Annotated in this window: 25 protein-coding genes; 15 read left to right on the forward strand and 10 right to left on the reverse strand. The window is 65.6% G+C overall.

The genetic code is table 11. The features are described 5' to 3' along the window. Positions 1-485: 485 nt before the first annotated feature. The 4 genes from VIF40_RS09935 (at position 486) to VIF40_RS09950 (ending at position 4,310) form a co-directional block, all read left to right on the forward strand. Positions 486-1,100, forward strand: a complete 615-nt coding sequence (locus tag VIF40_RS09935) for a hypothetical protein (protein WP_331937361.1) — start codon at positions 486-488, stop codon at positions 1,098-1,100. Positions 1,101-1,162: 62 nt separating this feature from the next. Then, the gene (locus tag VIF40_RS09940) at positions 1,163-1,528 is read left to right on the forward strand and encodes a copper resistance CopC family protein (RefSeq protein ID WP_331937362.1); all 366 of its coding nucleotides are present in this window, start codon (positions 1,163-1,165) and stop codon (positions 1,526-1,528) included. Positions 1,529-1,616: 88 nt separating this feature from the next. Beyond that, positions 1,617-3,560: a c-type cytochrome gene (locus VIF40_RS09945; protein ID WP_331937363.1), complete on the forward strand. Its 1,944-nt coding sequence runs from the start codon at positions 1,617-1,619 to the stop codon at positions 3,558-3,560. 138 nt (positions 3,561-3,698) lie between these two features. Then, positions 3,699-4,310, forward strand: a complete 612-nt coding sequence (locus tag VIF40_RS09950; protein WP_331937364.1) for a copper chaperone PCu(A)C — start codon at positions 3,699-3,701, stop codon at positions 4,308-4,310. A gap of 117 nt (positions 4,311-4,427) precedes the next feature. On the opposite strand, the gene VIF40_RS09955 is transcribed toward VIF40_RS09950, so the two are convergent. Continuing rightward, a complete protein-coding gene (locus VIF40_RS09955) occupies positions 4,428-4,673 on the reverse strand; it encodes a hypothetical protein (protein ID WP_331937365.1) in 246 nt (81 codons plus the stop codon). A 170-nt stretch (positions 4,674-4,843) separates the two neighbouring features. Continuing rightward, complete coding sequence (locus VIF40_RS09960; protein ID WP_331937366.1) at positions 4,844-6,079, reverse strand: glycosyltransferase family 87 protein; 1,236 nt, start codon at positions 6,077-6,079, stop codon at positions 4,844-4,846. A 195-nt stretch (positions 6,080-6,274) separates the two neighbouring features. Between VIF40_RS09960 and VIF40_RS09965 the strand changes: the two genes are divergently transcribed. The 3 genes from VIF40_RS09965 to VIF40_RS09975 all read left to right on the forward strand — a co-directional run bounded on the left by VIF40_RS09965 (position 6,275) and on the right by VIF40_RS09975 (position 8,061). Next, entirely contained in the window at positions 6,275-7,477 is a 1,203-nt protein-coding gene (locus VIF40_RS09965; RefSeq protein ID WP_331937367.1) for a pyridoxal phosphate-dependent aminotransferase, read from the forward strand. Positions 7,478-7,516: 39 nt separating this feature from the next. Continuing rightward, entirely contained in the window at positions 7,517-7,753 is a 237-nt protein-coding gene (locus VIF40_RS09970; protein ID WP_331937368.1) for a hypothetical protein, read from the forward strand. Between the two features lie 71 nt (positions 7,754-7,824). Further along, entirely contained in the window at positions 7,825-8,061 is a 237-nt protein-coding gene (locus VIF40_RS09975) for a DUF1640 domain-containing protein (RefSeq protein ID WP_331937369.1), read from the forward strand. A gap of 86 nt (positions 8,062-8,147) precedes the next feature. Here the strand turns inward: VIF40_RS09975 and VIF40_RS09980 are convergent, their stop codons facing one another. Beyond that, positions 8,148-8,747: a superoxide dismutase gene (locus VIF40_RS09980; protein ID WP_331937370.1), complete on the reverse strand. Its 600-nt coding sequence runs from the start codon at positions 8,745-8,747 to the stop codon at positions 8,148-8,150. A 186-nt stretch (positions 8,748-8,933) separates the two neighbouring features. Continuing rightward, positions 8,934-9,614 carry a hypothetical protein gene (locus VIF40_RS09985; RefSeq protein WP_331937371.1) on the reverse strand — a complete coding sequence of 227 codons (681 nt, stop codon included), beginning with the start codon at positions 9,612-9,614 and terminating at the stop codon, positions 8,934-8,936. A gap of 320 nt (positions 9,615-9,934) precedes the next feature. Here VIF40_RS09985 and VIF40_RS09990 point away from each other — a divergent pair, with 320 nt between their 5' ends. Then, positions 9,935-10,432, forward strand: coding sequence for a hypothetical protein (locus VIF40_RS09990; RefSeq protein ID WP_331937372.1), 498 nt, complete (start codon positions 9,935-9,937; stop codon positions 10,430-10,432). 46 nt (positions 10,433-10,478) lie between these two features. Here the strand turns inward: VIF40_RS09990 and xth are convergent, their stop codons facing one another. The 4 genes from xth to VIF40_RS10010 all read right to left on the reverse strand — a co-directional run bounded on the left by xth (position 10,479) and on the right by VIF40_RS10010 (position 15,125). After that, the gene (xth, locus tag VIF40_RS09995) at positions 10,479-11,279 is read right to left on the reverse strand and encodes an exodeoxyribonuclease III (RefSeq protein ID WP_331937373.1); all 801 of its coding nucleotides are present in this window, start codon (positions 11,277-11,279) and stop codon (positions 10,479-10,481) included. A gap of 94 nt (positions 11,280-11,373) precedes the next feature. After that, entirely contained in the window at positions 11,374-12,444 is a 1,071-nt protein-coding gene (locus VIF40_RS10000) for a TIGR01620 family protein (protein ID WP_331937374.1), read from the reverse strand. A 142-nt stretch (positions 12,445-12,586) separates the two neighbouring features. Further along, entirely contained in the window at positions 12,587-13,954 is a 1,368-nt protein-coding gene (locus VIF40_RS10005; protein WP_331937375.1) for an HTH domain-containing protein, read from the reverse strand. Between the two features lie 55 nt (positions 13,955-14,009). Beyond that, positions 14,010-15,125 carry a helix-turn-helix transcriptional regulator gene (locus VIF40_RS10010; RefSeq protein ID WP_331937376.1) on the reverse strand — a complete coding sequence of 372 codons (1,116 nt, stop codon included), beginning with the start codon at positions 15,123-15,125 and terminating at the stop codon, positions 14,010-14,012. A 208-nt stretch (positions 15,126-15,333) separates the two neighbouring features. Here VIF40_RS10010 and plsY point away from each other — a divergent pair, with 208 nt between their 5' ends. Further along, positions 15,334-15,930 (forward strand): glycerol-3-phosphate 1-O-acyltransferase PlsY, encoded by a 597-nt coding sequence (plsY, locus tag VIF40_RS10015; protein ID WP_331937377.1) that lies wholly within the window; start codon positions 15,334-15,336, stop codon positions 15,928-15,930. Continuing rightward, positions 15,927-17,180 (forward strand): DNA-processing protein DprA, encoded by a 1,254-nt coding sequence (gene dprA, locus VIF40_RS10020; RefSeq protein ID WP_331937378.1) that lies wholly within the window; start codon positions 15,927-15,929, stop codon positions 17,178-17,180. The genes plsY and dprA overlap by 4 nt, the downstream gene beginning before the upstream one ends. Positions 17,181-17,244: 64 nt before the next feature. On the opposite strand, the gene VIF40_RS10025 is transcribed toward dprA, so the two are convergent. Beyond that, positions 17,245-17,463, reverse strand: coding sequence for a hypothetical protein (locus tag VIF40_RS10025; RefSeq protein WP_331937379.1), 219 nt, complete (start codon positions 17,461-17,463; stop codon positions 17,245-17,247). Positions 17,464-17,856: 393 nt separating this feature from the next. On the opposite strand from VIF40_RS10025, the gene VIF40_RS10030 reads away from it, so the two are divergent. Continuing rightward, positions 17,857-18,036, forward strand: a complete 180-nt coding sequence (locus tag VIF40_RS10030; RefSeq protein ID WP_331937380.1) for a hypothetical protein — start codon at positions 17,857-17,859, stop codon at positions 18,034-18,036. A gap of 68 nt (positions 18,037-18,104) precedes the next feature. Beyond that, on the forward strand, positions 18,105-18,608 hold the full coding sequence (locus tag VIF40_RS10035; protein ID WP_331937381.1) for a hypothetical protein: 504 nt from the start codon (positions 18,105-18,107) through the stop codon (positions 18,606-18,608). A gap of 10 nt (positions 18,609-18,618) precedes the next feature. Here VIF40_RS10035 and ruvX read toward each other — a convergent pair whose 3' ends face one another. Next, positions 18,619-19,101, reverse strand: coding sequence for a Holliday junction resolvase RuvX (gene ruvX, locus VIF40_RS10040; RefSeq protein ID WP_331937382.1), 483 nt, complete (start codon positions 19,099-19,101; stop codon positions 18,619-18,621). 196 nt (positions 19,102-19,297) lie between these two features. Between ruvX and gatC the strand changes: the two genes are divergently transcribed. From gatC to VIF40_RS10055, 3 genes are all read left to right on the forward strand, one after another. Beyond that, a complete protein-coding gene (gatC, locus tag VIF40_RS10045) occupies positions 19,298-19,585 on the forward strand; it encodes an Asp-tRNA(Asn)/Glu-tRNA(Gln) amidotransferase subunit GatC (RefSeq protein WP_331937383.1) in 288 nt (95 codons plus the stop codon). Positions 19,586-19,657: 72 nt separating this feature from the next. Then, positions 19,658-21,157 (forward strand): Asp-tRNA(Asn)/Glu-tRNA(Gln) amidotransferase subunit GatA, encoded by a 1,500-nt coding sequence (gatA, locus tag VIF40_RS10050; protein WP_331937384.1) that lies wholly within the window; start codon positions 19,658-19,660, stop codon positions 21,155-21,157. Beyond that, a complete protein-coding gene (locus VIF40_RS10055) occupies positions 21,154-21,495 on the forward strand; it encodes a chorismate mutase (RefSeq protein ID WP_331937385.1) in 342 nt (113 codons plus the stop codon). The genes gatA and VIF40_RS10055 overlap by 4 nt, the downstream gene beginning before the upstream one ends. Positions 21,496-21,630: the final 135 nt, after the last annotated feature.

The following is a 21,630-nucleotide window of genomic DNA, read 5'->3' on the forward strand; positions in this document are numbered from 1 at the left end:
GTCGGGCAAGCGCTACGCCACCGAAATCGGCGGCCCGGTCATTCCGAAGTTCGTCGCCGGCGACATGCCCTGATCGAACCTCGAATAGAGGCTGAAACATTCGCCGGCCGGGCCTTGCGCCCGGCCGGTTTCTTTTTGCGATCACATCTCCGCGGCCTTGCGATTACGAGTCTTTCGCGTCGAGAGCCTGAACCGGACGATTATATCGTGATGCGATGAATGCGGCGTTTCGACGCAGGAGAAATTGTCGCGTCCGCGCCAAAAGACGCTTAGAGTTTCGGCATAGAGTCACACGCCGACGCGGTGTTCCGGGAGCGAGCGTCTCCGCAGAGTCGCCGACGAAATAGCGATTTCAAATCGGTTCCTTTTTGCACTAAGAAAATTGGGATAGGCGAGGGCGCGTTGATCTTCGCTCCTCGCAGCCCGAAACAAAAAAAGGCGACGCGCCGGCCGCGAGGCGCGCGTGGCCGGGAGGAAGGAAAGCGATGATCGTTCGGTCAGTGAAATCTTGTCTATTGGCGTTGGCGCTGCTCTTCGCGTCCTTTGCCGCTACTCCGGCGCGCGCCGGGGGCGACGGTCCGGAAGCGATGGTCATGGACAATATGTGCATGGTCATGTTCGGCTATGACATGATCCACATCACCGCCTATGAGGCGGAGGGCGCGCGCGATCAATATTGCGAGCATATTCCGATCGTCGGCCGGATCATCTTCACTTTCGACATCGCCAATCCGGATTTTCGTGATCTGCCGATCGAGCTGCGCATCATTCGCGATCCGCTCGTGCCGGTGTCGGCCAGCACAGATCTCGAGCCGCTCACGCTCATTCATCTGCCGCCCAAGCTCTACAGGACCGGCACGTTCAATTTCGAGCACAAATTCACCGAGAAGGGTCACTTCATCGGCTATGTTACGCTCACGCGTCCCAATGGCGAGAAAGAGACCAAGCAGTTCAAATTCATGGTTGGACAGACGCTGTGGTCCTATGTGCCGCAAGTTCTCGGCGCCGTGCTGATCGCGCTGATGGTCGGCGTTTATTGGCGCCATAGCCAATCGAAGCCGAAGGCCGTGGATTCGGCAGACGCGCTGAAGTCGTCTTGAAGAGACGGGGCCGACTGCCCAGATCATGATGCGAATAAACGAATAAAATGGGAGGAGCGACGATGAAGGTGAAGTTCGGAGCCAGCCTCGTGGCGGCGTTTCTATGCATGAGCGCGGGAGCGGCGTTGGCGCATTCCTTCCTGGTCGACGCGTCTCCGTCGGCCAAGGACCATGTCGCCGCCTCGCCCAAATTCGTGAAGCTGCGCTTCGGCGGCGGCGTGGAGGCCGCCTATTCGACGATCGCGATCCTCGATGCGGGCGGCAAGGTCGTCGTCGAAGGCGCGAAGGGCGCGCCCGACAAGCCGCGCGAGCTGACGGTCGACGCGCCCGAGCTCGCGGCGGGCAAATATGTCGTGAAATATCGTGTTCTCTCCTCGGACGGCCACATAGTCGAGGGGAAATACGAGTTCACGGTCGACGCTCACTAACTCTGGCTCACGAACATCCTTGAAAGCGGGCGGCGCCGATCGGCGGGGCGCTGCGCCGCGTTCGCGAGCGTAACGGAAGTCGAAATCAATGGAATTGGCGACGCTTCGCTTCGTGGAGAGCGTTCTGTCCGCTCTCGCCGTCGGTCTATTGCTGCTGCCCCGCCTCATAGAGGAGGACGGCGCGCGTTTCAAAAAGCCGATCGCAGCTGCTGCTGTCCTGCGCCTGCTGTTCGGCTTCGGCCTGATCGTGGCCTCGGCGCGCAACATCATCCCCGCCGAGCGTCCGCTCGACTGGCCGTCGCTGTCGCAGTTCATTTCCGGCACTGTGATCGGCAAGGCCTGGGTGGCGACGCAGATGCTCGCGGCTGTCTTCGCCGCGGCGACGCTCGTGCGGCTGCGCGTGAGCAATCTCTGGCTCGATCGCGCGACGCTCGGTCTCGGCCTCGCCGTGCTCGCGGTGGTCTCGGTCACCGGCCATGCGGTCGACGACAGTCTGCCGATCTACACGCAGCTGAGCTTCCCCTTCCACACTCTGGCGGGCCTCACCTGGATCGGCGGTCTGCTCGGCCTCGTCTATTGGATGCTCACCGGCCGCGGCAAGCCGCCGGAGGTCGCCTGGCGGCTCGCCGAGCGCTGGTCGCTCATCGCCAAAGCGGCCATGGTGATCGTGCTGATCAGCGGGCTCATCCTCGCCTGGGAGACGGTCGGCGGCTTCGGATTGATGCTGGCGACGCCCTATGGACGCCTGCTCACTGTCAAGTTGGCGCTGCTCTGCTCGGCCCTGCTGCTCGCCCTCTCGCTGGCGCGCTATCTGACGCTCTCCAGCTCCAAGAAGGATTTCGATTTTGCCTGGTATAGCAAGATCGGCGGGGTAGAAGGAGCTTGCGCGCTCGGACTTTTATTCATCGCCGGCTGGATCGCCACCATCACGCCCGCGGCGCATGAGACCAATGTCTATTGGCCGCTGCCTTTCCGCGTCACTTACGCCGGCACATGGGGCCTCAAGGTCATTCCCTGGATCGACCCCACATGGCAATGGGGCGTCGGCGGAGCGGTTCTGGCGGCCATCGCCGCTTTGGCCTGGTTCGCGCCCGCGCTAGTCGCCGCGGCAGGCCTCACGCCGCCGCCGCAACTGGGCCAATGGCGGAAATATGCGACGTCCGCTCTGGCGCTGGCGGCGGTCGTCAGCGGCACGGTCTCGTTGTCGGTGCAGTCCTATCCCGAGACCTACACCGATCCGCCCATCGCTTATACGGCGGCCTCGGTGAAGCGCGGCTATGAGACCTTCCAGGCCAATTGCACCGGCTGTCACGGCGTGACCGGCGAGGGCAACGGGCCCATGTCCAAGGATCTCAAGGTCCCGCCGGCCGATCTCACCGCGCCGCATGTCGCGACGCATACGCTGGGCGATATTTTCCATTGGCTGACCTATGGCGGGCAGAGCGGCGTCATGCCGCCCTTCGGCGATGCGATCAGCGAGGACGAGCGCTGGGACATCATCAATTTCCTCACAGTCCTGTCGAACTCGAACCAGTCGCGCTTCCTGAGCCCGAAAGGCGTGATCCCTTGGCTGGTCGCGCCCAATTTCGCGCTCGACGATCCCAAGGCGGAGACCGACGACATCGAGAAGCTGCGCGGCGTGCCGACTCTCGTCTCCTTCGCGCGCTGCAAGCCGGAGGACGCCGATTTCGCCGTTCGCGTCGCGAGCCTGAACGCCGCCGCCGAGGCGGTGAAGGCGATGGGCGCGCATCACGTCACCGATTATTTCGGCGAATGTCCCGCCGATCCGGACGCTCTGACGCCGAGTCACAAGGAGGCCACGGAGCTCACCTATTCTCTCATCAACCATTATCTCGACGAGCCTGTGATCAATGAGATTCCAGAAGGTCATTTCCTCATCGATCGCTCTGGCTATGTCCGAGCTCGCTTCCGCCACTTCGGGACGGATGACGGCAATCTCTCGCTGCTGAAGGCGCAGATCGCGCTGACCGCGAAAGAGCCGATCGTCTATGTCTCGCCGCATCAGCACTGAGCGGCGGGAAACGGAGTGGCGCGCAATTCGTCGCATGGTCGCGATGCGGCGGAACGAGGCTCGAGGAGCCTCGCTGACAATCGAGCGACGAATGCAACGGACCGACGGGCTACGTCGGGCAAGTAAGGGAGAACGCACATGATGATCAAGCGGCGTGATCTGTTGGCGGCGGGCGGCGCTCTATTGGGCGGCGCGGCGTTCGGCGCGTTGACTCCGATGCGCTCGGCGCAGGCTCACGAATATGAACTCGGCAAGCTGACGATCGAGCATCCCTGGGTGCGCGCGCCCAAGGACGGCGAGACCACGGCCTATTTCTACGCCTTCATCCACAATAAGGGCGGGGCCGACAAACTGATCGCGATCAAATCCCCGAACGTCGGCAAGGTCACCTTGCATGCCGACGCCAAGCACACCATCGCCGACGGCGGCATCGCCATCGCCGCCAATAAGACGACGACGCTCTCGCCCGAGGGACCGCATGCCGTTCTGGCCGAGGTCAAGAAGATCAATCCCGTCGGCTGGGGAATGGAGCTCGTTCTCGTGTTCGAGAAAGCGGGCGAAGTGACCGTCGACGCGGCCGTCGATGCGCCCGACGCCAAGCATGCGCATGACGCCGAGGCGATGCAGCGCTGGGAGAAGGCTCATCCGGAGGGTGGCGTGACCTCTCCGGTGGGCGCCGAAGAGCATCATGACCACGACCATCACGACCACGACCACAAGGACGACCACAAGCCCATGGATATGAAGTGAGCTTGGATCTGACGCGATCTCTGGATCTGACGTGATCTCGAACGCCTGACGACGAATCCGACGCGCGGTTCGGCTCCGGCCGGGCCGCGCTTCTTTATGATTCGATCGATCGCGCCGTCAGTCGGTCGCGCCCATGGTGACGAGGCGGCCGGAGAAGTCGCCCGCATCGGAGGAGATGGCGGGCGTCGGCGGCGAAGTGCGCGGCGCGTTGAGCGGCAGCGCGAATCCAAGGATGAAGGCCGCGAGCGCCATTGCGGCGACGAGGAAAAGAGAAACCCTGAACTGACGTCGCGCCGACTCCGGATCGAAGCTGCGCGTAAAAGCCGGCTCCATGCGATCTTCGAACTTGTCCACCAACGACATGACGCACCCTCTCCCGAGACGCTCTCCCCCAGAACGTCCGACGCGTCGCGATCGATCCTGCGAAGGATCGTCTCGCTCGACGAAGAATAAACGGCGGCGCGGCCCGAAAAGTTTCATCTCTCGAGCAGTCGCCGCCGAATTTTTTCGCGAGGTGAATTCTTTATGGTCTTTCAGGGCGCTGATCGTAGCGGCGCAGCGGCGTCCGCATGGCGAAAATATGCGTCGCGCGCATTTGAGAGAATTATCGCGAACAATGCCGCGATCGTGACCGCGCCAAGGGGAAGCGACAGCGCCGTCGCTATGGGCCGCGCCGCGAGTGGAATGACGAAAGCCGCGGCCAGAGCGCTTTTCATATAGGGCCGAAAGCCGCGCTCCAGCCCTTGCGAGACGAGCAGAGCGAAGGCAGGCGCGAGCGCCGTCATATCGTAGTCGAGACAATAGGGCGTGGTGAGGAATGTCGCGACGATCGCGCCGGCGGCTTTGGTCCGGAAATCGGCGGGGCCGCGCCATAGCCAGACGAGGCCGGCGACGGTCGCCGTCGTGACCAGCATTTGCGCCGCATAAGCTGTCGCTATGCCCGCGCCGAGCAGGCGCATGGCGGCGAAGACGCTCTGGATTTTCGGAAATCCCGCGGCGCCGCGCTCGACGACGAGATCGCGGGTGACGTCGAGGCTCTGCAGAAAGGCGATCCAGCTCTCCGGGCCGAAGGCGAAGATGCTGGCGAGCGTCATGACGAGGAGCGAAGCCGCGGCCGCGACGAGCGCGCGCCAATGGCCGCCGGCGATGAGCGCGACCGGCAGCGCGAGAGCGAATTGCGGCTTATAGGCCAGCAGCGCGAAGCAGACGCCCGCGAGCGCAGGCCGCCGCCGCAGGGCGAGAAAGCCGAAGCCGAGCAGAGCGGCGGTCAAAAATCCATTCTGCCCATGGCCGAGATTGACGAGCGCCGCCGGAAAAGCCAGCGCCATCAGCGCGACGCGCCAGGGCGGAGCAACGCTTCCGCGCATGAGCGCGAGGACGGCGGCGAGATAGAGCGCGAGCGTCGCCGTCTGCCAGACGGCGAGCGCCTCGAGATAGGGCAGATGCGCGAGCGCCGCCGCAGGCGCGAGAAAGAAGGGCGGATAATGCCAGCCGTAGACGTCGCTGTCGGCGCCGAATTCGGCGCGCTGCTGCGTGATATGGCGCTCGAGATCGAAAGGCGCTTCCGGATGGCCGCGCAAGGTCTCGAGGCCCGCCACCCACACTTGGCTGAAATCCGTGCCCAGCGGATGGCCATTGGCGTCGAAGCGGCCGGTCGCCGTCATCAGCACGGCCGCGACGCAGGCGACCGCCAGCAGCAGCAGCATCGCCGGATAGACGCGCAAGCGCTCCTCGTCCAGCCAATCGCCGCTGCGCAGCTTCTCCCACATCGTCCCGCGCCTCTCCACTTCCGCGCTGCTCCTCGGGCTTCGGCGAGGCCGAGCGCAGGAAGTCTAGGGGCGAGAGGTTAATCGCTTCGTTTCGACGCGGGGGAGGGAGCGATTTTCGATTGCCCCACACGCCCGCGGCGTCTATCTTCGAGAGACGATTGTGCAGCGCACACATCCTCCAGAGGAGCTCTCCAAATGGCCTTTATCGCCGACGCTTTGTCACGTGTGAAACCCTCTGCCACGATCGCCGTGACGCAGAAGGCGCGTGACCTCAAAGCGCAGGGCAGGGAGGTCATCTCGCTCTCGGTGGGCGAGCCGGACTTCGACACGCCCACGCACATCTGCGACGCCGCCGTCGAGGCGATCCGCCGCGGCGAGACGCGCTATCCGCCTGTGCTCGGCATTCCGCAGCTGCGCGAGGCCGTGGCCAAGAAGTTCAAGCGCGAGAACGGCCTCGACTACAAGGCCACGGACGTCATCGTCGCCAGCGGCGGCAAGCACATTCTCTTCAACGCCTTTCTGGCGACGATCAATCCCGGCGACGAGGTGATCGTTCCGGCGCCCTATTGGGTGAGCTATCCCGAGATGGTCGCCATCTGCGGCGGAACCAATGTCTTCGTCGACACGACGATGGAGCATGGCTTCAAGCTGCAGGCGGAGGATTTGGAGCGCGCCATCACGCCGCGCACCAAATGGCTGGTGCTGAACTCGCCGTCCAACCCGTCCGGCGCCGCCTATACGCATGACGAGCTGAAACAGGTCGCCGAGGTGCTGCTGCGCCATCCGCAGGTGCATATTCTCACCGACGACATCTACGAGCATCTCGTCTATGGCGATTTCAAATTCGCCACCATCGCGCAGGTCGAGCCCGGCCTCTTCGACCGCACGCTGACGATGAACGGTGTCTCCAAGGCCTATGCGATGACCGGCTGGCGCATCGGCTTCGCCGCCGGCCCGGCCGCGCTCATCAAGGCGATGGACATGCTGCAGGGCCAGCAGACCTCGGGCGCCTGCTCCATCGCGCAATGGGCGGCGGTCGCGGCGCTGGAAGGGCCGCAGGATCATCTCGCCGTGTTCCGCAAGGCGTTTCAGGAGCGGCGCGATCTCGTCGTCTCCATGCTCGGCCAGGCCAAATATCTGCAATGCCCGTCGCCCGAAGGCGCGTTTTACGTCTTCCCCTCCTGCAAGGAGGCGATCGGCCGCAAGACGCCGGAGGGCAAGGTGATCGAGAGCGACGTGGATTTCGTCACCGCGCTGCTCGAGGCGGAAGGCGTCGCCGTGGTGCAGGGCTCGGCCTTCGGCACGGGGCCGAATTTCCGCGTTTCCTACGCCGCCTCCAATGCGACGCTCGAGGATGCCTGCTCGAAGATACAGAGGTTTTGCGCGAGCTTGGTCTGACGAGAAAGTCTCGCCTCGGCGTTTCGGGAGAATGTCGGCGTGCGCGATATCGAGAACGAGGTTCTCGCCGTCCTCCGAACACTGACGCCTTCCGGCGCCGAGATCGAGCGATCAAGCCGGATCATCGAGGATCTCGCATTGCTCTCGGACGATGCTACGGCGATGGCCCTCGACCTCGAAAGAAGGTTGAAGATTCGGGCGCCGCGAACAGAGTGGGCGAGGGTCGCCACAGTGGCGGACGTTATCGAGCTGCTGCGCAGAAATATCGAGCGATAGATCGAACAAAAGGCGCCCCTCGCAACAAAGCGCGAACCGCGCTATTTAAGGTCGGGAAAGGGAGCGCACCGTTGGGCATTGCATTCGACACGTTGAAATTCGTCGAAAAGCTCGAGGCGGGCGGCTTCACGCATGAGCAGGCAAAAGCAGCGGCCGAGGCCTTTGCCGAGGCGACGAGCCAGGAGCTTGCTACAAAAGCGGATTTGCGCGAGCTCGAACTGCGGATGACCGTCAAGCTCGGAGGTTTGACGGTAGTCGCGACCGGCATTCTTCTCGCGGCAATTCGATATTTACCTGCAAATCATTGATTTGGACGTTCGGCAGCGCGAGCGACGACGCTTATAGGAAAATTTGACGGCGGCGACGCATCGCGCCGCCGCCGTATGAAAGCGTCTTACTTCGTCGCCGCCTCGTAGAGCTCCTCGACATAGTCCCAGTTCACGAGATGCTCGAGGAAGGCCTTGAGGAAGTCGGCGCGGCGGTTGCGGTAGTCGATGTAATAGGCGTGCTCCCACACATCGGCGACCAGCAGCGGCTTGGCGCCGAACACCAGCGGGTTCTCGGCGTTCGGCGTCTTGCGCACGGCGAGCTTGCCGTCCTTGATCTCGAGCCACACCCAGCCCGAGCCGAACTGGCCGAGACCCTGGGTCTGAAACTCTTCCTTGAACTTGTCGACCGAGCCGAAGGACTCGACGATCGCCTTCTCGACCTTGCCGGGGATGGCGCCGCCGCCATTGGGCTTCAGCCACTTCCAATATTCGGAGTGGTTGTAGATCTGAGCCACATTGTTGAAAATCGGCACGTTCTTGCCGTAGGAGGCGACAATGACCTCCTCGATCGGCTTGTCCTCGAACTCGGTGCCTTTGATCAGATTATTGGCGTTGGTGACATAGGTCGCATGATGCTTGTCATGATGATACTCGAAGGATTCCTTCGACAAATAGGGCTGCAACGCATCATAGGCGTAGGGGAGTTCGGGGAGGGTGAAGCTCATAATCCATGCTCCTGACTGGGGTTCGCGAGCGCAGCATGCTCCGCTCGCCTCTACCTAGAACCCGGCAGGGCTCCAAGCAACTTCGCACGGCCGCAGTCTAACAAGTTTCATGCAAAGCTCGGACGACAAGCCCGCTCGCGCGCGAAAAACCCGCCCGAACAGATCGGGCGGGCTCGGAGATTTCTCTCATTCGGCCTGATGGAAGGCGCCGTCGGGGGCGTGCTCCGCCGGGGGACGCCGCCAGGCGATGAGCCAGAGGCCGCCGCTCAGCGCGAGGAAGCCGATCCCGTAGAGGATATATTCGATCGTGTTCCAAAGGCTGAAGACGCCCACGCGGAACGGAAAGCGCGAGCTCCATTCCTGGCCGTCGCGATCGGCGACGGTGATGATGGCGACATAATTCCCCGCTTCCTTGAAGTCGTGCTCGAAGGTCATGGTGGCGTTGCGATGGATTTTCGGCGGCGCATAGAATTCTGTCGCGGCGCCGATATCGGCCTTTTCCTTCTCCTCGCCGGCATCCTTGACGATGCGCACGCCGATGGCGATATCGCGCAAATCCACGGCCGGGCTCGCGGGAGCCTGATTCTGGGCCATGTTCTGGGCCATGTAGGAATCGGGGAGGCGACCCAATTCCAATGCGGTGAGCGCGATCACCGTCGGCCCCGTCCGGGCGATGTCGTCGCAAAACTCCTCCGGCTCGCCTTTGCGCTGATAGCCGATGAAATGCACTTTGACGGGTCCGACCGTCACGACGCATTCGTCCTGCTCCAGCTTTACGCCGCCATGCGCGAAAGCAGAACCTGCAGTCGCCAAGGCGAAGAGAAAGGTGAGTGTAAATAAACTACGCCTCTTCGAGCGCGTATCCATGGTTTCGACTCCCCTCACATGGGCGGATCGTTGCCGGGTTGCGTATCAGAGACAGTCGTCTCTACTTTTCATGTCTGTATTGGCGCCGCCGAATTCCATGTGGCGTTACGACGCATATATGTTGTTTTCTAGGGGATTGAATATTATGTGGAAGCGCCGTTGCGGCGGCGGGTCCAGACGCGACCACAATCGCGCCGGAATTCTCGCGCCGAATGCGCGTCGAAAACCGTTGCAGCGGCGCGCGGGCGGGCGGCGTGGTAACAGATGCCGGCGACGCGATTCCGTCGCGCGACAGCCGTGCGAGAGCGAGGAGGCGGAACATGCGGGGCGTCTGGTATTTTCGTCTGACGCGTTGGGGCGTCTTCGGGCTCGGCGCGACACTCGCGGCTTGGGGCCTCGCCGCCATGTTCGAGGGCTGGGATAAAATCCAGATCGAGCGTGGCTGGAGCCTGTTCATCTCCGGCGCCGTGGCGTTGTCCGGCGGCGTGGTGACGCTGGCGATCGCCGCGGCTCTGTCACGTCTCGACCATGCGCTGCTCGCGCTCGCTCCGCGCGTCGCCGCGCCGGCAAATCCCGCTCTTGCGCCTGCGCCGACTCCCGCGCCGATGGCCCCGCCGACCGCCATGGCCCCGCCGCCGGGGTTCGAGGCCTATGCGCCGAAGCGCTACGTCGAGGAGGAGCCGGTCGAGGTCGACCGCTACGAGAATGGCGGCGCGCTCTATGTGATGTACTCGAACGGCTCCGTCGAAATTCGCGGCGATGGGCGCGTGCGCCGCTTCGCCTCGCTCTCTGAGCTCAGGGCGCAAGTCGGCGCTTGAATGATCGGCGCTCGAAGGATCGGCGCTAGAATAGGGTCGGCGCCCGTCAGATCGCGAGAGAAATCGTCACCGGCACGTGATCGGACGGCCGCGTCCAATTGCGCGCCTCGCGCAGCACGGAGGTCTGCTGGAGCGTTTCGGAGAGCGCTTCGCTCGCCCATATGTGATCGAGCCGGCGGCCGCGGTCGGAGGCCTCCCAATCGGAGGCGCGATAGCTCCACCACGTATAGAGCTTTTCCTCTTTCGGCACGAAGCGGCGCATGGTGTCGATCCAGCGTCCGGCCGAGACCACGCGGCCGAATTTCTCCACCTCGACCGGCGTGTGGCTCACCACTTTGAGAAGCGCCTTGTGGCTCCACACATCGTGCTCCAGCGGCGCGATGTTGAGGTCGCCGACGAGCAGCACGCGACCATCGGTGATGCGGTCGCGCACGATCCACTCGGCCATCTCGTCGAGAAAATCGAGCTTATGCGCGAATTTCGGATTGATGTCGCGGTCGGGCTCGTCGCCGCCGGCGGGCACGTAGAAATTATGCACCTTGAGCGGCGTCCCGCCATTGGCGAAGACGACCGACACATGGCGCGCGTCGCCCTTCTCGCAGAAGTCGCGCGTCTCCAGCAGCTCGAGCGGATGTTTCGAGACGATGGCGACGCCGTGATAGCCCTTCTGGCCATTGATGGCGAAATGCTCATAGCCGAGCGCGCGAAAATCCGAATAGGGGAATTCGGCGTTGCGGCACTTCGTCTCCTGCAGGCAGAGGATGTCGGGCGCGTGCTCCTTCAGGAGCTGCGCGACGATCGGCATGCGCAGTCGCACGGAATTGATGTTCCAGGTGGTGATCTTCATCCGCTTGTCGTCTTTTCGAGAGGAGATGACTTTGTCGAGAGGAGACAATTTTCGTCGAGAGGAGACAGTTTTCGCGTCGCCGCAAGGGGGGCCGTCAGCCGCCGCCGCGATCGCCGAACAAGAACGGCGCCACATCGGCGACGCCTGGCGGCTTTTCTGCGCTAAACGGCATGGGCCGGCACACCGCCATGGCCGAAATGCCGACGCGCGCCGTCAGCAGACCGTTGAGCACGCCCTCGCCGAGCCGCGCGGAGAGCTTCGCCGCAATGCCGTGCCCGACCACTTGCTGCAACAGCGAATCGCCGATGGCGAGGCCGCCGGTGATCGCGAGATGCGCGCCGACCGAGCGCGCGAGCTTGAAGAAGCCGAGCATTCCCGGCCGTCCGCCATATATTTCGGCGATGCGGCGCATCAGCCTTATCGCCTGGGCGGCGACGAACAGCACGTCCAGCAGCGCGCGCGGGCTCACAGTGGTGACGATGGACACGCGCTTGGAGGCGTCGGCGATCTCGCGGCGCGCCAGCGCGTCCAGCGGATGGGCGAGATGACGCTCGGCGAGATCGACGAGATCGCGCCCGTCGATGATCTGCTGCGAGAATTCGAGCACCAGAGCGCGCGCGCGGCCGGTCTCCGGGCGGTCCTCATAGAGCTTGCACAGCTCTTTCACATGCTCGCGCGCGGATTTTATGTCGTCGCCGAGGCGCGCTTCGGCGAGCGCTATATGCAGCTTGGCGATGCGATTCTGTCGCGCGATCGCGGCGATTTCCTTGGCGAGCATCGCCAGAGCCGCGACCAGCGCCGCGCCGGCGAGAACGAGGCCGACCGTTCCGAGCAGCGCCGAATGGGCGAAGAGGTCCTCGACGAGATTGGTGAGCCAGAGGCCGCCGGCGAGCGACAGCAGTCCCATCGCCGCCGAGACGAACAGCCCGCCCCAGGAGACCAGCACGCTGCGCAAGACGCCGCGCTTCTGCGCGGCCTCGATCGCCTTCTCCTCCTCGATGAAATCGCGCGGCGGCGCCTCCAGCTCGAAGACGTCGATCTGCGCCTCGAAGACGCTCGCCGCCGGGCGATCCGCTTCCTGAGGCCTCGCGCTCTTGGGCGGGACGATCTGCTCGCCGTCGAGTCGGAAGGCGCGCGGGCGCGGTCTGCGTTCTGGTTCCGTCATCTCTGTCGCTTTGATAGCGCTTTCGCCCCGCAGCTTTCTAGCGCATGGGGAACGGCGCCGCTCGGGAAAATTGCCGATCGCGCCGAGCTCTCGACAGAAATCGTCCGGGCGGGGCGATCTCCCCGCCCAGAGCGAGGCCGGCTCAGGCCGGAGCCCAGGCCTGCCGCGACGCGAGCGCCTCATTCTGCTCGAGGGCGCGCAGCCGCGCCGGACGGTTCTCGAGGCCCGCCCAATAGGCTTCGAATTCCGGCCGCTTCTCCAATGCGCCGAAGCGCAAGCCGAAGCCGATCATCGAGCCGACATAGACATCGGCCGCGCTGAAGGCGTCGCCGGCGATATAGCGCCGGCCCGCCACCGCCGCCGCCAGCGTGTCCACGACCGCGGCGTAGCAGCCGTAGCCGAAGCGGCGCTGCATATCCGCCGCCGGGTCCCAGCCGACCGAATGATTGCTCATCGCCGGCTCGACGCAGCCCGCGGCGAAGAACAGCCAGCGATAATAGGCGCCGCGCTCGGCCGGCGGCGGCGCGAGGCCGGCCTGCGGAAAGGCGTCGGCGAGATAGGCGCAGATCGCGGCCGATTCGGTCACGATGGCGTCGCCGTGGCGGATCGCCGGCACTTTGCCCATCGGATTGATCGCCAGAAATTCCGGCGCCTTGATCGTCGTTCCATAGTCCTCGACCGCGATCGAATAGGGCGCGCCGATCTCCTCGAGCAGCCAATGGACGATCATGCCGCGCGATTGCGGATTGGTGTAGAGAATCAGCTCATCGGACATGGAGTCTCCCTTGGTCTGTCCCGAGATGGAGCGTCCATAGACCGGGGCGCTGTCAGATTCTGTCAGCATGGAGCGGCGCCAGTCCTTTTGCAGCGCATGGCGTCGGCGTGGCGGGCGCTCGTCGAGCATCTCCGCGGCCTCGATCCGGTCGGCGCGGAAATGGCGGAAGTCTCCTCTCAGCTCGCACCAGGCCACCAGCACGCGGGCGGATTCGAAAAAGCCGAGCGCCACCGGCCAGACGATGCGCCGCGTGCGCGCGCCTTTTCCGTCGCTGTAGGAGATCGTGAGCTTGCGCTCCTCGCGCAGCGCGCGGCGCAGCAGCGTCAGCTCGCCAGCCTGGGCCGTGCGCCATCCCGCGCCGACGATCAACGCGTCGTCCTGCGGACGGGTCCGCAGTCGCTGCGGGAGCACCGCGGCGATTTTCGCCATGGCGCTGCGCGCCGCGTGGGAAAGTCCGTCGTCGGTGCGCCGCGCGACCCAATTGGCGCCGAGCTCCAACGCCTCGAGCTCCTCTTCGGAGAACATCAGCGGCGGCAGCAGAAAGCCCGGCCGCAGCACATAGCCGACGCCCGGCTCGCCTTCGATTTCCGCGCCCATGGCCTGCAGCGCGGCAATGTCGCGATAGAGCGTGCGCAAGGAGACGCCGGCCTCGCGCGCGAGCTCGGCGCCGCTGACGGGGCGTCGGCGGCCACGCAGGATCTGCAGCAGTTCGAAGAGGCGGCCGGCGCGAGACATGGGCGCCAAATTAGCACGGGACGCGCCGAGACGGAGCGCCGCGCTATTCCGCGAGCTATTCCGTCAGAGGATTGGGCGGCTTGGGGGGATAGGGCAGCTTGAGCTGCGTCGCGAGAAGCGCGGCGAGCTGCGATTGGCGGCCGACGCCGGTCTTGGCGAAAACCCCTTTGAGCTGGCAGCGCACGGTCGCCGGCGTGGTGCCGTGTCGTTCGGCGATCTGATCCGGCGACAGGCCCTCGACGATGCCGCTGGCGACGCTCGCTTCGGCGGCGGTGAGATCGAAGAGGCCGCGGATCAGCGCGGGGTCCGGCGCGCGGCGCGCGGCGACCGGCGTGACGACGAGCAAGGCGCATCCGCCGTCGAAGAGATCGCGCGCCTCGCCCGTCAGCGGAACGAGATGGACGACGACCGTGTCGTCGTCGCGGCCGCGGGCGGGAAAGGAGCGCGTTGTCGCGGCGGCGGGATCGGACACATCGGCGAGAGCGCGTCGCAGCAACGCATTGGCGGCGGAATCGGCGAGCGCGATGCGATCGTCGGGCAACCATTTGACGTGCCGCGTCAGCGTCTCGATGAGCGCATTCGCGGCCAACGCTCTGCCGCGCGGGTCGAGCGCGACGGCGGGAAGCCCGATCTGCGCGAGCGCCTCGGTGGCGGCGCGCAGGCGCTCGAGACGCCATCTCGCCGCCAGAAAGCCGGCGCGCGCGAGATGCGGGCGATACGCGTCGAGGCGCGCGATGTCGGCGGGCTCGAAGGCGGCTTGCCCGATGCGGCGCGTCAGATGGATCACCACGAAATCGTCGGTCGGCATCTGGATGGCCGCGGCGGCGGCGTGGAGCATTCCGGCGGGTGTTCCCCAATGGGTCATCACCGGATCGGCGAGCCATTCCTCCGGCGTGAAAACGTCATAGGCGTCGACGAAGCCCGCCCGGTCGGCGGCGATGAGGCGGACGGTCGCCGCGCTCCTCGCGACGGCCGGCGATCGGAGATAATCGTCGACTCCGGACATGGCGGCGGAATATCGCCAGCCGATCCAAGCGTCGCTGCGTCGCGTGAGAATGACGCCGCCGGCCGCGTTCACCGAGGCGGCCAGCTCGTGCAGCGCTTGCGGCCACAGATCGGAGTCGGTGGCTGCGCGATAGATTTGATCGACGAGCGTTTCGAATTCGGCCATGGTCGGCTCGAAAATTATGTTTCAAAATGAGACTAGAAGCTTTGAATTAGAGTAGTAAGCATGTTTCGAGCCAATTCGAGCGTTGCGGCCGGCGCGACCGCGTCTTCCTCTCGTCTCCGGCTTCGTCTTGCGGGGAGCGGCGGGCTCGACTAGTTTGCGCTCCGCGTACGGCGAAAGGCGCCGGCCGCGCGGCGCGGATTTCAGTTCCTTGGCGGCTTTTCCTTTTCCCGAGCTCGGCGCGCTGGCGGTCGGCTATCTCCTCGGCGCGATTCCCTTCGGCCTGCTGCTGACGCGGCTCGCCGGGACGACCGACATTCGCTCGATCGGCTCCGGCAATATCGGCGCGACCAATGTGCTGCGCACCGGGCGCAAGGATCTCGCCGCGGCGACCCTGCTGCTCGACGCGCTCAAGGGCGCGGCCGCGGCATTCGTCGGCGCGCAGATCGCGCCCGATGGCGCCGTGATCGCCGCGGCGGCGGCCTTCATCGGCCATATCGCGCCTGTCTGGCTGCGCTTTCGCGGCGGCAAGGGAGTCGCGACCTTTCTCGGCGCGCTGTTCGGGCTGAGCTGGCCGGCGGGCCTCGCCTTCGCCGCCGTTTGGCTGTCGGTGGCCGCGCTGTTCCGCTACTCCTCGCTCTCGGCGCTGGCGGCGAGCCTCGCTGCGCCGCTGGTCCTCGCGGCGAGCGGCCATGGAGGGGAGGCGATCGTCTTCGCGGCCATGGCGGCGCTCTTGTGGTGGAAGCATCGCGACAATATCCGTCGCCTGCTCGCCGGGACCGAGAGCCGGATCGGACAGAAGGGATGAGCGAGCCGTCCTCCGCGAGCCGATTGACGGAGGAGCAGCTCTTTCATTGGCTACGGCTGATACGCTCGGAGAATGTCGGGCCGCGCACCTTTCGCCAGCTCGTCAATAAATTCGGCGGCGCGCAGGCCGCGCTGGAGGCGCTTCCCGATCTTCTCGCGCGCTCCGCCCATGGACGGATGATCCGCATCGCCGAGCCGGACGACGTGCGCGCCGAGATGGCGCGCGCCGCAAAGCTCGGCGTTCGCTTCGTTGCGCTCGGCGATGCGGATTATCCGCCGCCGCTGCGCGCGATCGACGCGCCGCCGCCGCTGCTGGCGCTTCGCGGCTCGGCGGAGATATTGTCGCGGCCCTGCGTCGCCATCGTCGGCTCGCGCAACGCCTCGGCCGCCGGGCTCACTTTCGCCGAGCGGCTGGCGCAGGGGCTGGCGCGGGAGAATTACGTCATCGTCTCGGGCCTCGCGCGCGGCGTCGATCTCGCCGCTCATCGCGCCAGCCTCGCCGCGGGAACCATCGCGATTCTCGCCGGCGGCCATGCGCGGCCCTATCCGTCCGAGCATCTTCCGCTCATCGAGGAGATCGTCGCGCGGGGCGGCGCGGTGGTGACGGAAATGCCGCTCGAATGGGAGCCGCGCGGCCGCGATTTTCCACGCCGCAACCGCATCGTGTCGGGGCTGTCGCGCGGCGTCGTCGTCGTGGAGGCGGCGCGTCGCTCCGGCTCTCTCATCACCGCGCGCTTCGCCATCGAGCAGGGCCGCGAGGTCTTCGCCGTTCCCGGCTCGCCGCTCGATCCGCGCGCCGAAGGGACCAATGATCTCCTGCGCCAGGGCGCGACGCTCTGCGCCGGGCCGGACGACGTCACGCGCGCGCTCGCCGCCAGCGCCGGCCGACAAGGCGATCTCTTCGGCGAAGGGGATGGCCCGCGCGCCGAGGAGCCGTTCTGGGAAGAAATGGAGGATTTATTCTCTTTGCAGGAGCGGACGACGAGCTTCGCGCATGAGCGCGCCGCGCCCGTGACGCCGGAGCCCGCCAGCGCGCCGCGCGTCGCGCTCACGGAACAGCGGGAGGCCGTCGATCCGATCGCGCGGATCATGGCGCTGCTCGGCCCCGCGCCTGTCGCCGTCGATGATCTCGTGCGCGCTGCGGGACTGCCCGCGCGCGAGGTCAACGCCGCGCTGCTGGAGCTCGATCTCGCCGGGCGCATCGCTAGGCATGGATCGAATCTCGTCTCTCTGGCTTTGAGCGAATCCTAGCGCTTTCCGATCGAACGGGACCGTTCGATCGATCATAATTCGCTCCATGGAAAGCGCTCTCGCGCTATGCGCGCCCGCGCGCTTCGGCGACGTCGGAGGCGGAAAGCTCGCGCGCTTTCGCCTCCGCCTCGACACGCGCCAGATTGAGGAAATAGGCGAGCATCGTGAGCTCTGACCGCTCCGCCATCGTCGCCAGCTCTCCCGCCATATCGGCGATATAATCGGCGAGAGACGCCGTCGCCGCGTCTGTCTCTGTGTGGAGGGCGTCTCGGCTGTCGGACATCTTTTCCTCGCGTCGGCGACGGGTGCGCCGGCAATTCAAATTTTCAACCTATAGTCGTAAAATGCCTCTCGGCCTTTGACTTGTCAACGCGCTCGGAAGCCGTTTTCGCGTCGCTCGCCGCCATGAGCCCAAGCTCTTTCGCATAATGCCGTCGGCTGGCGGCTCGCGCCGAAATTTCACGCGATACAACTCAAAGTTTTCCTATTCCGAACGCTCCTGCGGGGCCGGGAGCGTTAACGGAGGGTTTTTTTGACCCTCGATGGTCTGGACGGACGGTAAGCGCGCCTTAGTTCCCCTTCACCTGGGCCGCGCTTCTCACATCGGAGCGACGGCGGAATTGGGAATTTTTCTCGAGGCGCGACTTGAGCGACGGATGCGTTGGGGGACTGATATATGCGTTGGCTTCCCTTCATCGAACAGGCCTTCTTCGACATGGCCTTCTTCGACATGGCCTTCTCCGACCAGGCTCCTCCCTGCGCAGCCGGTTGGCGGCGCCGTCGCGACTGCCGTCACACGATGATCGTCCGCGCCGGCGCCAGCCGACGCGCAGCCGGCGCGCGGATCGCGCCGTGACGAAAAGTTCCGGCCGCCTGGTTCGGGCGGCGGGAAAGGGGGGCGAAAGCCACGAGGAGGCTTGGGTCATGAGCAAGGTTGTGAAGTTGTCTCTACTGGGCGCCGCGAGCGCCGTGATCGGCTTCGCCGCGCCCATCGGCGGCGGCGCCGCTTTGGCCGGACCGGTCGGCATGGCGAATGTCGCTTCCGTGTCGCTTCCGGCGTCGACGGACGAGGTTCATTTCCGTCGCCATCGTGAAGGCCGTTCGGCCCATTACTGCCCGCCGCGTCGCATCGAGCACCGCACGGTCTATGTGCGTCGCATCATCGAGCGCCGCACCGCCTATTATCCCATGTATGAGCGTCGCACCGCCTATGTCGCGGCTCCGGTTGCGACGGCTGTGGCCGTGCCGGTCGTCGCGGCGACCTACGCCTATCCCTCCTATGGATACGGCTACGGCGGCCCCGGCATCATCGGCGCGGGCGCCGGCCTTCTCGGCGGCGCGCTGAACATCGGCTTCGGCGGCGGCTGGGGCGGCGGCGGCTGGGGCGGCGGCTGGGGTGGCGGCTGGGGTCGTCGCGGCTGGTGGTGAGCCGGTCGTTCTAGCCTCCCGTAGCGAGGCGCCCCAGCCTGTCTAGGGCGCCTTGCAGAATATAGGCCGCGGCCATGCGATCCACGACCTCGGCCCTCTTGGCGCGCGAAACGTCCTGCGCCAGCAGCTCTCTGGTGACGGCGGCCGTCGAAAGCCGTTCGTCCCAGAAGGCGTAGGGCGTTCGTCGCGTCGCGTCGAAATTGCGCATGAAGGCCCGCGTCGCTTGCGCTCGCGGGCCTTCGGAGCCGTCCATGTTGAATGGCAGGCCGACGATCAGCGCGCCAATGTCGAATTGCGCGAGCAGCGTCGCCAGCCGTTCGGCGTCCTTGGTGAATTTCACGCGGCGGATCGTCTCGAGCGGCGTCGCGAGGCTCCGCTCGATGTCCGACAGCGCCAGGCCGATTGTTTTCGTGCCGATGTCGAGCCCTATCAGCCGGCGCTTCTGCGGCAGCAGCGCGGCGAGCTCTTCGAGCGTCTTTTGTCCGGCGGTCATCGCATCCGCCTAGCACGGCCCCGGGTCGTCTGGAAATCCGTCTTCTGGAATCCGTCTTCGGGAAATCCGCCTCGGGACGTCCGGCGCGGAGAAATCCGGCGCGGCCGTTGCATGGACGAAAGCGGACGTGCGCATTGCGCCGTCGAAGCCGCGAGTGGTATAGCGCGCGGGACGAAGTCGGAACGGAGCTCCACAAATGTCCGTCGATCAGGCGACTGTTCGCCGCATCGCCCATCTCGCACGCATCGCCGTCGAGGACGAAGAGGTCGAGCGCCTCGGCGCCGAGCTCAATGCGATATTGGATTTCGTCGCCGAGCTGACGAGCGTCGACGTCGAAGGCGTCGAGCCTTTGACCTCGGTCCTGCCCATGCAAATGAAGAAGCGGAAAGACGTCGTCACCGACGGCGGCTTCGCCGACGCCATTCTGGCCAATGCGCCGGAAAAGGACGATCATTATTTCGTCGTGCCCAAGGTCATCGAATAGCGGCCTTCCGCAACGACGAGCGAGCGCCCGCGCGAGACGCGGGCTCAAAGACCGAACGAGCGAAACGCATTCATGTCCGATCCTACGCATTTCTCCCTCGCCGAGGCGCGCGACGCGCTCGTTTCGAAGAAACTGTCGGCGGTCGAGCTGACCCGCGCCCATGTCGAGGCCATAGAGACGGCGCGCGCGCTCAACGCTTTCATCACCGAGACGCCCGAGCTCGCGCTGGAGGCGGCGCGCGACAGCGACGCGCGCATCGCTCGCGGCGAGGCGCGCCCGCTGGAGGGCCTGCCGCTCGGCATAAAGGACCTCTATTGCACCAAGGGCGTCCGCACGACGGCGGGAAGCCGCATCCTCGACGACTTCAAGCCCACCTATGACTCGACGGTGTCCGCCAATCTCTGGCGCGACGGCGCGGTGATGCTGGGCAAGCTCAATCTCGACGAATTCGCCATGGGCTCGTCCAATGAGACGAGCGCCTTCGGTCCCGTCGTCTCGCCCTGGCGGCGCAAGAAGGACGGCGGCTTCGACGACGCCAAGATCGTCCCCGGCGGCTCGTCGGGCGGCTCCTCCGCGGCGGTGGCGGCGCGTCTCGCGCTCGGCGCCACGGCGACCGACACCGGCGGCTCCATTCGCCAGCCGGCGGCTTTCACCGGCACGGTCGGCATAAAGCCGACCTATGGCCGCTGCTCGCGCTGGGGCATTGTCGCTTTCGCCTCCTCGCTCGATCAGGCGGGGCCGATCACGCGCACGGTGCGCGACGCGGCGATCATGCTGCGCTCCATGGCCGGCCATGATCCCAAGGACACCACCAGCGTCGATGCGCCGGTGCCAGATTATGAAGCGGCGATCGGCGCCTCGGTGAAGGGGCGGCGCATCGGCATCCCCAAGGAATACCGTATCGGCGGCGGCGCGGAGATCAATGCGCTGTGGGATCAGGGCGTGGCCTGGCTGCGCGACGCGGGCGCGGAGATCGTCGAGATTTCCCTGCCGCACACGCGCTATGCGCTGCCGGCCTATTACATCATCGCGCCGGCGGAGGCCTCCTCCAATCTCGCGCGCTATGACGGCGTGCGCTATGGCCTGCGCGAGAAGGGCCGCGACATCGCCGACATGTATGAGAAGACGCGCGCCAAGGGTTTTGGAGCCGAGGTGCGCCGCCGCGTGATGATCGGCGCCTATGTGCTCTCGCACGGCTATTACGACGCCTTCTACGTGCGCGCGCAAAAAATCCGCAGCCTCATCAAGCGCGATTTCGACGTGGCTTTCGCCGCCGGCGTCGACGCCGTGCTGACGCCGGCGACGCCCTCCACCGCCTTCGCGCAGGGCGAGAAGGGCGCGGCCGATCCGGTCGAGATGTATTTGAACGACATTTTCACCGTGACGGTGAACATGGCCGGCCTGCCGGGCATCGCCGTGCCGGGCGGGCTCGGCGCCGACGGTCTGCCGCTCGGCCTGCAGCTCATCGGCCGTCCCTTCGACGAGGCGACCTTGTTCTCGCTGGCCGCGGCGCTGGAGAGCGCCGCGCCGAAGATCGACTTCCCGCAGCCCTGGTGGACCGAGGCGAAATGACGCGCAGAGCAGAGGCCGCAAAGCGCGAACCGCGCGACGAAATGTCGGATGTGCGCGCCACCATCGACGCGCTCGACGACGAGCTCGTCGCTCTGCTCGCCCGCCGCCAGCGCCAGATCGAGCGCGCCGCGGCGGTGAAGCCGTCTCTCGGCATTCCCGCGCGCGTGCCCGAGCGGGTCGACGAAGTGCTGGAGCGCGTCGCCGCGGCGTCGCAGCGCGAGGGGCTCGAGACCGAGCTCGGCCAAGCGCTGTGGCGCGCGCTGATCGAATGGTCGATCTCCCATGAAGAGCGGCTGATGGGCGAGCGCGATCAAAGCGAGACGCCGTCCGGCTCCTGAGCCCTCCATTGCGCGGAGCGGAACGACGAAGCGATCCAGGCGCCGCCCGCGGCCTCTGGATTGCTTCTCTTTCGGCTCGCAATGACGAGCGTCGATCTTAGATGTAGAATTCTCCCGAACGGAAGACGCAGGTCG

Origin of the sequence: Methylosinus sp. (genome assembly GCF_036560965.1) — a bacterium.
In the GTDB taxonomy this organism is placed as follows: Bacteria; Pseudomonadota; Alphaproteobacteria; order Rhizobiales; family Beijerinckiaceae; genus Methylosinus.